We start from the raw sequence: 9285 nt of genomic DNA on the forward strand, positions 1-9285 counted from the left end.
CATTGTCCGCAAAACCAATGCAAACACTCGCCGCATCCGCGGATGAGCTGGTGGCTGCTGATCCCCGTTATTGGGATTGCCCATCGCTCAACACCGCTGAGCACATCGCCAACTCACTGGGCAAGCCGATCGCCCTGCCGCCTCACCTGGCAGATGCCCTAACAACCGATTGGGCAACAGAGCACGAACCAGCACTGCTGCGGTGGTTCGCCCGCCTCAGCCACCAGGAATACGAACAAGTTCACCGCGACAACACCTACAACCAGGAGAACGACTTCTCGGAGAACTTCGTATTCTCGATCTTCTCGCCAGTTGGCTGCTCTGACTGGTGCTGGTCGGACGATGTCTTCGTGGTTGTTGAGACTCACCTGGGAGGTGATGTCCGCGGTAACTACGGTCCTGCGGGTGTCTATCGCATCGATTCAATAGCCGACTCTGGATTCCTGGATTGGGTCTGCGGCTGGTTTGCATCGCCGATCAGCACCGACTCGATCAACTATCTGGCTGATAGTGAGCACCCGGAATTGCAGGCGGCCAATGATCGGCTCAGCATCGGTTACAGCAGCCATCCGACCAGTGAGCTGCGGAATCTGTTGTGGCAGGGATGTGAGCCGGTTTGGTCTGATCGGCTGAATTGCCACGTCGCCCGACTAGCAGATGTGCCATTCGCCGTACGCGTTGAGCCGATTGGGCCCAGCTACGGCTGAGTTGACGTTTTTGCGTTGGGGGTGTTGCTGCTGCAGCGCCCCAGTTATTGCAGGCCAGTTGCCATTCGAGATGGAACGTCAATTCACCAACGCTAAAAGAAATGCCCAAAACCAACGGATCAGGACAGGCGCAAACACTGTCTCCCGCTCAACTTGACCAGTTATTAGATGCCGCACCAGGGCCGGATCATCGAGCGCTTTGGGCGATCATGCGCTTTACCGGAAGCCGGGTGAGTGAAACTCTGGCCCTGCGGTGGGGGGCCATCCACCAAGAGCGGGTGGTGTTCATCAAGGCCACCACAAAAACCAAATCGACTCGGGAGGTATTGATTGCCCCGCGGCTACATCTGGAGCTGGGGACATATCGAGTTGAATGGGCCGCTCGCTACGAAAGGCAACCTGGCAACCGTGATTGGTTGTTCCCAGGGCGCTGGCCGAATGAGCCGTTAACCCGCCAGTCGGCCGATAAGGCGCTGAGGCTGACGATGAATGACCTGGCTATGCCCAGCGGGTGCTCTTTGCACAGCTTCAGGCGATCACTGGCCACGACGATGGCCCGGAGTGGCACGAATCTAAAAGTGGTCGCCGCCTTCACGGGGCACAGATCGCTCCAGCAGTTAGCCGGCTACATCGATGTCAACCAGGCGGATGAGCTGTGCGCCCTGGCCGCCCTCGGAGGTGGGGTATGACAGCCGCCAAGAGGTCCCGCACCCGATCCAGCGTCACTGACCTCCAGAAGCGCCAGGGGGAGGCCGCTGATCTATTAGCCGCTGGTTTTGCCTCCGCTGAGGTCACCAGCCAGCTGGCCGCAAAACACCAGGTCTCACGGCGCACTGCCCAGCGGTGGGTGCTTGAGGGCCACAAGGCCCTCAGCCTGGCTGGAAATGGTGACAGTGCCTGGGATTGCTTTGAGTTGGCCCAGTTGCGGTTGCTGGCGATGCGGCTTTACCGGCAATCGGTTGACGCAGGCAACTTCAACGCCGGTGTTGGGGCTCTCAAGGAGTTGCGTGAATTGGCAAAGCTGTCTGGCTACCAGTTCGGCCCCCAGCTATGGGATAAGGCCCTGGGGAGCGCAATGTCATCAGACCTACCGGTGAATTGGCCCGATTAGGGCCTTTTTTTTGGCCACTTATGGCTATGTCGCAGTAGGGGGGTAAGGGGCCGAATTGCCCCTGTCGGGGAGCGGGTTCTCGGGTCCTATGTCGCGGACATGTCGCGGTTATGGCGCGCCATACTCACGCCAGTTGATGGCTTTATCACCGTGGGGAAGACTGCTAAGGGCGTTAGCTACGTCAGCGTCTGGGTGCTGATCTGGGGGACGGCGGCCTCATTAGTCGACTACATCCTGCTAAAAAGAGAGATCTACGCCTCCTTTTCCATCGGGCAAGGCTTCACTTTCGTGGGCTACGGAGTTGCTGCCGCGTACCTAGCCGTGAAACTTGCACCAAGGTTTCTCAAGCAGGAAGAACCGCCGGCGGCTGACTGACGGGTGGGACAGCATTTAGTTCGCCCAGGCTGCCGCTAGCAATCATCTCGGCATAAGTAGCTACATCCAGGGGTGCCAGTGCCGCAACGGTTGAGCGGCTTGCACCGATGGCAATGTTGGTTTGGTTGAGTGTGAGATCAATCTGGAGACCAAGCAGCTTGGTAAGGGTCTCTAGGTTGCGCCCGGCGGTGTCTAAGAGGCGGGGATTAGGCCGCCCGCCTTTTTTGCTGGTTTCCCAAGCCTGGAATGCCTCTTTGAAAAGCAACTCGAACCGCTGAACCACTAGGGGGCGCCACCGCTCGGAGTGATCCCTGGCCTCCTCGTTCCAGATCTCAAAGACGGCTTGAATGTCTCTTGCGGCCATTGCCCGGCAGTAGTTGAGGGCTTCTGAGACCTCATCACAGGTAGCTCCACGCGCAACTAGCGGTGCCACCTCAGTGATGATGCGCAGTCGCCGCTTTTTGGCCATCACACCGCGTTCCATTTCCTTATTGCGAAAGGTTCTCAATAAGAGTGTAGGGTCTATTTGGTCGCATGAATGGCGCTGGCGGTTAACCATCCCCAGCCTGATTGCTGAATCGTTACTCAGTACCTACTACAAGGCCAAGTAGGCGTCTTCTTTGGTTTTGGCTACTGGCGTGTCGCGCTGGCCTGCCCCGGGGAACTGGAGGTTGTGACATTTGAGCACAACCTCAGGGTGTGTCTCAGTTAGGCGCTCCCACGCCTTGCGGGGAGCTTTCTGCCCGCCCAACACGCGGATCATGTCGAACACGCTCGGCTGGCCTGCCCCTGGGAACTGGAGGTTGTCGCATTTTCCGACAACCTCTGGGTTGGAATCGGTAAGAAGGTTTCAAACTTGTGGGGCCTTTCTGGCCACTCAAACGACCTTGGTCCACCTGATGTACACCCGGTTGTCCACCTAATTGTCCACCCCACAGTTCCTGTAATACCAGTGCTTCTTGGGGAATCGGGTGGACAATTTCTGGGGCCCCCAGTGTGTCTCGTGCTCCAGAGTGATCCTCATTCCACTCCAGCTAAATGTATGTAGGGGGGTCTTTTTTTGTACACCCTATTCTCTTAAAAGCTAGTCACTGACTGGAAAGAGGGGGTGGACATTTAGGTGGACACCTTGGTGGACAGAAGGTGGACATGGGGTGGACCGTTTCATCGCACCACCCTGATCGCTTTGCAACCATCCAGAAGAAGCACCAATCCGTGGCTTTGGAGCATCGTGGCAATTTGCTTTAGCTCCTCCAATGTCGGACGACTGCGGTGTGGCCATCCTTTTCGGAGAGTAGCTAGCGAAACCCCTTGCTTTGCGAACTTTCCTTGGCGCTTTCTTGCCATCTCAAGGAGTCGATCTGCCTGCTCAAGCCTTGGATTGGCGGCTCGCTCTTGCAGTTGTACTGCTCGTGTCTTGCCTGCCATCACCAAATTGGTTGCTAGCTGGAGCGACCGAGCGCTTACAACCGTGACCTTATTTATGTATCCCCTTTCCACTCGTTCTTCTTGACCAGTCGCCAGTCGCATGAAGTGGATAGCTGCAGACACCCTCAACACTTGTCCTGGACCCTTTGCCCACAATGCCTCTACTTCCTCACTGTTGGCCTGTAGGGACAATTCCTCCAACTGATCAAAAAGTTTCTTGAATAGCTCCTCCGCATCTAGCGACAACAAGTAAGTGCTACTTGACTCCTCAAGTGCGGCCAGGTACAGATCACCAATGTGATCCTTCAACTTGTCAGTCTGTTCATCCGGCTGGATCAACTCACGTTTAAGCCTTGGCAGATGAACGAAAAGTGGCCTGCTATTAAAACCATTGGCATTGCCGGCTTCCAGCTGCTCAAGGAACACCCTCGGTTGGATACCCCCGATCACGCTGAGCTTTCCGCAACGAACCTCACGTGATTTTTTTGAATCAGCAAACACGTCGTTGGAGTAGGCACCGTCATAGCTCGATAACCAAAATTCGACGTCCCCAACACTGGCACCACCGTCATCAGCCATTTGCTTGAGCCAACCATTTAATTCATCTCGTACTAAAAGACCCGGTACCTCGTCGCCATGTTCGGCAAGATCTGCCCGAATCCCTTGGGTAGTTGGCGCGGTATAGATCAAATTTCGCTTGCGGAATGCAGGAACATCCTCACCCGCATCACTGGAAATCCTTCGGCAATCCATTTCCCGCTTATTCCAAGCATCAATTGCGCTGATCGGCTTTGCCATCGGGAAGTTGATCAGCATGTTGAGCAGTACGGACTTGGCGGTTCCGCTAACGCCAATTAGGAAAAGCCACACTGCTGGAATCTCTACCATCGACCATCCCTTGATGCGGAGAGCAGGGGGCAACATCGCGGCCACCCCAGCCATCACTGTCATCACGATGGCCTCATCACTGAACTTCAACCCTTCTCTTAGGACGCGAAACATTGGCAGCCAATCAGCTGGAACGTAATCAGCAAGGGAAATAGTGGGAGGCTCACCACGAAGAAGAAGGGCTTCGAGCGCATCGGTGAGGTCCTGACGCCGCTCAATCTCAAGACGGCACTGTTCAGCAAACTTGGCCAAGCCAATTTGGTTATAGCCCTTGGGTTGCTGGTTGATCAACTCCTGGATTTCTGTCGCGTTAGCACCTTCATCAACCAACTGGCGAATTTTGGTATGGGCATCTTCTTGGTGAAGCTTCAGACCCACTTCAGCGGTAGTTCCCCAAGGCACCCTCCCAACGCGTGCAAGCTCTATCCTTGCCAGGAACTCCGTAATAGGTTCGTCATACTCAGCCCGATTAAATGGCTTGATGATATTTGCCCAATCTTCCAGGCTGCATTCACTGGGTCGTTCCAATTGATCCTTAGGCAACAACCACATAGCCGCTTCCTGATGATATCCCTGCTTCTTAAGCTCTTCAGATCGACGCTTATCCTGGATATTATGCCGTCCTGATTGGATGCATCCATCGGGATCAATATGCTGTTCAAGCTCGTTCCATATAGTAAAAATTTCAAGAAAACGGCTCCTCGGTATAACAGTAAGCAGCATATCGAACTCCATCCACAGCCAGGTGGCCTTGCTAGCCAGATCACCATCGATACTTTCAATAGATTCGCTTTCACTGCTGCCCAACCCTTGCCAAGGCTTAGGTTCATATTTATCGCTATCGTCATCGTGTCGAAATCGAAAGCGATCGTACTGCTGCCATCCCTCCCACAGCACGTTCTTTGCCTCTTTGACCCATCGATCAACATCGATCACTAGTGATTGCTCGCATACTTCTGGCTCGGACTCCAATGATGACTCGGACTGAATTTCCTTAAGGCGATCTAGCTGATCCCAAAGCCACTCTGCTCGATGATCGATTGGTGGAAGTTCATCATCTTCAGGGGTATCATCTGGCAGATCAAACCACTCCTGCAACAGCTGTTCAGCATGCGAGCGCTGGTCGATCCAATTTTCAATGGCGCCAAGCTGCTGGAGCTTCCCAATGGCAGCAAAAATCTCTTCAACCGATCGAGACCCCTCATTGGGGGTTAAAATGGCTTGGTTCATGTGCGGCTTCCTCCTAGGAAGTTGTTTGTGATGGACGGAAGCAGGGCCTGGGCGTGAAGAACTTCAGCCCTGCTTCCGTGTGAGCAGTTTTCAGCAGACAGAATCAATATCTCCCCAACCAAGTGACTTAGCACCCGCTGAGATCAGCAAGCGAGCCAGCTCCGAGGAACTGGATTCCAGCTGGATTGCCTTGACCGCCAAATTGGCAAGCATCGGCTTAGAAACACGAAGCGATAACGGCTGATTAACAGCCAAATACCGCTCACGATCTCTCCTTTCAGTTAAAACCTGCATTGGCATACCTCCTGGCTAAGTATAGCAGTGTATGCATATAAATTGGAAACATAGGGGACTAGATAGTCTTAATATTTCTACTGTTAAACAGTAAAGCTGCTACGTCAATTGCGGAGTCACTTCAACACTCCTGTCCATCCGGCCATTGCGACCCGCACGGCAGCTATTGACCACAAGCGAGGACTGGTGCGATGGGGGCCAGATGCAATGAAGTGCTCCCCGGCGCGAAGATAGCCGTCGCGACAACGCCTATGAAGAGTGTCGCGACTGATCTGCAAGACAAAAACAGCTTCGTTGGTCCGAAGCCACTCGCCTGTGTGAATCTGATTTGGGATTGCCATGGCACTGGGTCAGTCCCTCTTTTCCGCCTTTTAACTCGCGGAACGGGAGGGTTTGCCTGAGGAGCGCCATGGGTGGGCCGTCATCTCAACATTAGCCCGAATCTGCCAATTGCGTCAACTTGCGACAGCGCATGGCTGCTTCCATCGCGCTGTCGATTGTTGCCTCGTCGGTCCACCTTCCGTAATGCCGCGAGTGAGTCTCGACAGAGTGGCCCATCAGGGCTGCAGCCACTCGCGCACTCAGCCCATATGCCTGGTGCGCTCGCAGGGCATACCCGTGCCGGAATCCGTAGCAGGTAGCTCCTGAGGTGGCCAGATCTATCCATGCCTGTTGCCGGCTTAGATAACGACGAGCCGCATCAGCCACCCCACCTCCAAACGGTGGCAAGGCCTCACCCGCCTCGATTCGTTCGCGCAACCTCCACTCGACTTCCCACTCAGGGTGCAGGGCTCGGAGCTGGCGTGGCCTCGTCGATCCCCCGCCACTCCGTTTTATGTAGTCGCACCACAGGCCTCCGGCTGGTTCCATGCGCAGGTGCAGCAATTCGACTGGCCGTAGGCCGTAGGCAGACATCAGCTGAAAGGCGTAATTCCACCTCTGCCCTGCCGTGTCCTGCGGCAGACCATTGAGCAGGCCAAGGATCTGATCGTCGTTAAGGGGTACTCCGTCCACTCGCCCGGCTCGTTGTTCACCGACGTAGCTCTTCAGGCTGGGGGGTGGGGTCCAGCGATCAGCTTGCAAGAGATCGTTTTCGACCCCCCAGCGGCACATTGCGGCGAGATGCTGCAAAACCACCTGGCGACGGCGGGACCCCGGCGGCCATGCCTCTCCGGCCAGGGTTAACAGCGACTTGGCGTCAACTGCCTTGTCAGCGACAACCTGAAGACGCTTCGCCGATTTCCCGTAATCGACAAGCCAGGTGCTGTCTTTGATCTGGCCGGTCCGATGGACCTTGTAGACCCCGAACGCTTCCCACGCGGCCAATAACTCCAGTCCGACGGGGGCGATGCCACGTTCAGGTGGGGGAACGGCTTTACCACGGATCACCTCTAGTGCCTGGCGCAGGGTGAGGCCCATAGCAAGCTGTTGGGCTACGCGCTCCACAACCTCCTGTATGTGGCGAGCCTGCCCTGGCACCCACAAGAAGGGAAGAACAGCTGTTCCTCTGGTGCCGTCGGCATATCGGACATCAAGCTTCGCCTTGCCGCTTTGTTCCCCCAATCGGTAAGCAGGACCAACGGTGCTCTTCAGCTGTGCCCTTAAGCCCTGCACCCATGGCGGGGCGTCGGATCGACGGGTCATGGGGGCCCTGCGGCGCTAGTGACAGAAAAGTGACGAGCTAGTGATATCCAAGTGATATCCAGCCACTACATGCTGCCATTTGCCCCTGCCCGCTACAAGCCCCAAACCCGTTGGCACAGCAAGAATCCAGTGCTGGCCAGTAATCCACTACTATGACGAAGGAACGGGGCGTGGCGCAGCTTGGTAGCGCGGGTGCTTTGGGAGCACTAGGTCGCAGGTTCGAATCCTGTCGCCCCGATTGACTTTTCACCGATAGGCCGCTGACCCTGCGGTCAAATTGCGGTCAAACTGGCACCGCGGTCAATGACCGCAACATGTCAGTCGCCATCAGGCAAGCAGCGATTGTTGAGGTCCGAGCGGCGTCCGCGAGGATCAACCCATGAATCCTGCTGATAGGGCTGCTCCTCGGTTGATCGATGGTCCAGCTGACGCTCTTGGCACCGTTGTGCTGGCCCATGGGGCCGGTGCACCGATGGATAGCCCCTTCATGGCTGCTATTGCCAGCGGCCTGGCGCAACACGGCTGGCGGGTGCTGCGCTTTGAATTTGCCTACATGGCACGGCAGCGCTTCCTTGAGCGCCGCCAAGGGCCCGATCGAATGCCCGTCTTGCAGCAGGCCCTCCGCCAGCAGGTGCAGCTGGAGAGGCAGCTCAATCCAAACCTGCCCCTGTTTATTGGCGGCAAGTCGATGGGCGGCCGGGTAGCGAGCCTGCTGCTAGATGAGCTTGCAGCCAGCTATGGAGTGAAGGGTTGCCTTTGCCTTGGCTATCCCTTCCATCCCCCAGGCAAACCGCTGCAGCTACGCACCGAGCACCTGGCCACCCTGCAGACGCCAGCACTGATCTTGCAGGGCGAACGCGACAGCTTTGGGCGCCGTGAGGAGGTTGACTCCTACAGCCTCTCGCAACAGATACAGCTGCGCTGGATACCTAGTGGTAACCACAGCTTTAAGCCCACCCGCAGCTCTGGTCTGAGCGAGGCGGAGAACTGGACGACAGCTGTGGAATTCAGTGATCACTTCCTACGGCTGCTGCTGGGTTGATGGGGTTCGGATGCAAGTCGCAGGTGAATCATCACTGGCGTTATCCGGAGAAGCCGAACCTGGCAGCCAGGCAGTAAAACCAGATTTCTAGTACCCACCAAACTCTCTTGGCCATGTCAGGCGAATTGATCACCTTTGTATTATTTGTTGAGCCAGATTGACTTGATGCGGCCATTTCAGCGGCTGATCTTGTAACTCGGAAGCGAGCGCTTATTCGAGAATCCACCCAGCAGCTCTCGCCTCAAAAGCATCGCCCAATTCGAAAGTGTGGTGCGTGAGGTTGGCCTCGATGCCCGGCACCTTGAGATCTATAGGCGGGTCGCCAGCAGCGGCATCCGCTGCATTTATGGACTCGTCTATGACGAGCAAACCAGTGGACTACTTAATGATGCAGGACGGGTGAAAGGCAGTTACGGGGCAGCAGCTGTTGTCCGGTCATGGTAGCGCCCCTCTGAGTGGTGTAACTCAGGAGGTCCTGTGACCCTCTCCGGAGGGTGAACAGTGGCAGGCAGGGGATGACTGCCTGGAAGCTGATTGCGCAGCTCCGTTTATCCATTATGAACCCT

9 protein-coding genes and 1 tRNA gene are annotated in these 9285 nt (G+C 56.1%); 6 read left to right on the plus strand and 4 right to left on the minus strand.

All coding sequences use genetic code 11. From position 1 onward, the window contains the following. Nucleotides 1–17 precede the first annotated feature (17 nt). From KBY85_RS10550 to KBY85_RS10565, 4 genes are all read left to right on the plus strand, one after another. The gene (locus KBY85_RS10550; RefSeq protein WP_254961455.1) at nt 18–707 is read left to right on the plus strand and encodes a hypothetical protein; all 690 of its coding nucleotides are present in this window, start codon (nt 18–20) and stop codon (nt 705–707) included. 101 nt (nt 708–808) lie between these two features. Continuing rightward, entirely contained in the window at nt 809–1396 is a 588-nt protein-coding gene (locus tag KBY85_RS10555) for a site-specific integrase (protein WP_254961457.1), read from the plus strand. Next, a complete protein-coding gene (locus KBY85_RS10560; protein ID WP_254961458.1) occupies nt 1393–1818 on the plus strand; it encodes a hypothetical protein in 426 nt (141 codons plus the stop codon). Before KBY85_RS10555 ends, KBY85_RS10560 begins: the two co-directional genes overlap by 4 nt. Nucleotides 1819–1917: 99 nt before the next feature. Next, nucleotides 1918–2193: a hypothetical protein gene (locus KBY85_RS10565; RefSeq protein WP_261359606.1), complete on the plus strand. Its 276-nt coding sequence runs from the start codon at nt 1918–1920 to the stop codon at nt 2191–2193. Here the strand turns inward: KBY85_RS10565 and KBY85_RS10570 are convergent. The 4 genes from KBY85_RS10570 to KBY85_RS10585 form a co-directional block, all read right to left on the minus strand. Beyond that, nucleotides 2162–2677, minus strand: coding sequence for a hypothetical protein (locus KBY85_RS10570; RefSeq protein ID WP_254961459.1), 516 nt, complete (start codon nt 2675–2677; stop codon nt 2162–2164). The two genes, KBY85_RS10565 and KBY85_RS10570, sit on opposite strands and share 32 nt — an antisense overlap. Nucleotides 2678–3357: 680 nt before the next feature. After that, the gene (locus KBY85_RS10575; protein WP_254961461.1) at nt 3358–5739 is read right to left on the minus strand and encodes a DUF3987 domain-containing protein; all 2382 of its coding nucleotides are present in this window, start codon (nt 5737–5739) and stop codon (nt 3358–3360) included. 90 nt (nt 5740–5829) lie between these two features. Next, nucleotides 5830–6039, minus strand: coding sequence for a hypothetical protein (locus tag KBY85_RS10580; RefSeq protein WP_254961462.1), 210 nt, complete (start codon nt 6037–6039; stop codon nt 5830–5832). 426 nt (nt 6040–6465) lie between these two features. After that, a complete protein-coding gene (locus KBY85_RS10585) occupies nt 6466–7677 on the minus strand; it encodes a hypothetical protein (protein ID WP_254961463.1) in 1212 nt (403 codons plus the stop codon). Between the two features lie 164 nt (nt 7678–7841). Between KBY85_RS10585 and KBY85_RS10590 the strand changes: the two genes are divergently transcribed. Together KBY85_RS10590 and KBY85_RS10595 are read left to right on the plus strand one after the other, a co-directional pair. After that, nucleotides 7842–7915 (plus strand) — tRNA-Pro (locus tag KBY85_RS10590). 141 nt (nt 7916–8056) lie between these two features. Beyond that, a complete protein-coding gene (locus KBY85_RS10595) occupies nt 8057–8719 on the plus strand; it encodes an alpha/beta family hydrolase (protein WP_254961465.1) in 663 nt (220 codons plus the stop codon). Nucleotides 8720–9285 lie beyond the last annotated feature (566 nt).

The organism is Cyanobium sp. BA5m-10 (assembly GCF_024346255.1).
Taxonomy (GTDB): Bacteria; Cyanobacteriota; Cyanobacteriia; order PCC-6307; family Cyanobiaceae; genus Cyanobium_A; species Cyanobium_A usitatum.

Coding starts and splice junctions, on each gene's coding strand:
- KBY85_RS10550 (WP_254961455.1), top strand. CDS start 18: ATGCAAACACTCGCCGCATCCGCGGATGAGCTGGTGGCTGCTGATCCC.
- KBY85_RS10555 (WP_254961457.1), top strand. CDS start 809: ATGCCCAAAACCAACGGATCAGGACAGGCGCAAACACTGTCTCCCGCT.
- KBY85_RS10560 (WP_254961458.1), top strand. CDS start 1,393: ATGACAGCCGCCAAGAGGTCCCGCACCCGATCCAGCGTCACTGACCTC.
- KBY85_RS10565 (WP_261359606.1), top strand. CDS start 1,918: ATGTCGCGGTTATGGCGCGCCATACTCACGCCAGTTGATGGCTTTATC.
- KBY85_RS10570 (WP_254961459.1), bottom strand. CDS start 2,677: ATGGAACGCGGTGTGATGGCCAAAAAGCGGCGACTGCGCATCATCACT.
- KBY85_RS10575 (WP_254961461.1), bottom strand. CDS start 5,739: ATGAACCAAGCCATTTTAACCCCCAATGAGGGGTCTCGATCGGTTGAA.
- KBY85_RS10580 (WP_254961462.1), bottom strand. CDS start 6,039: ATGCCAATGCAGGTTTTAACTGAAAGGAGAGATCGTGAGCGGTATTTG.
- KBY85_RS10585 (WP_254961463.1), bottom strand. CDS start 7,677: ATGACCCGTCGATCCGACGCCCCGCCATGGGTGCAGGGCTTAAGGGCA.
- KBY85_RS10595 (WP_254961465.1), top strand. CDS start 8,057: ATGAATCCTGCTGATAGGGCTGCTCCTCGGTTGATCGATGGTCCAGCT.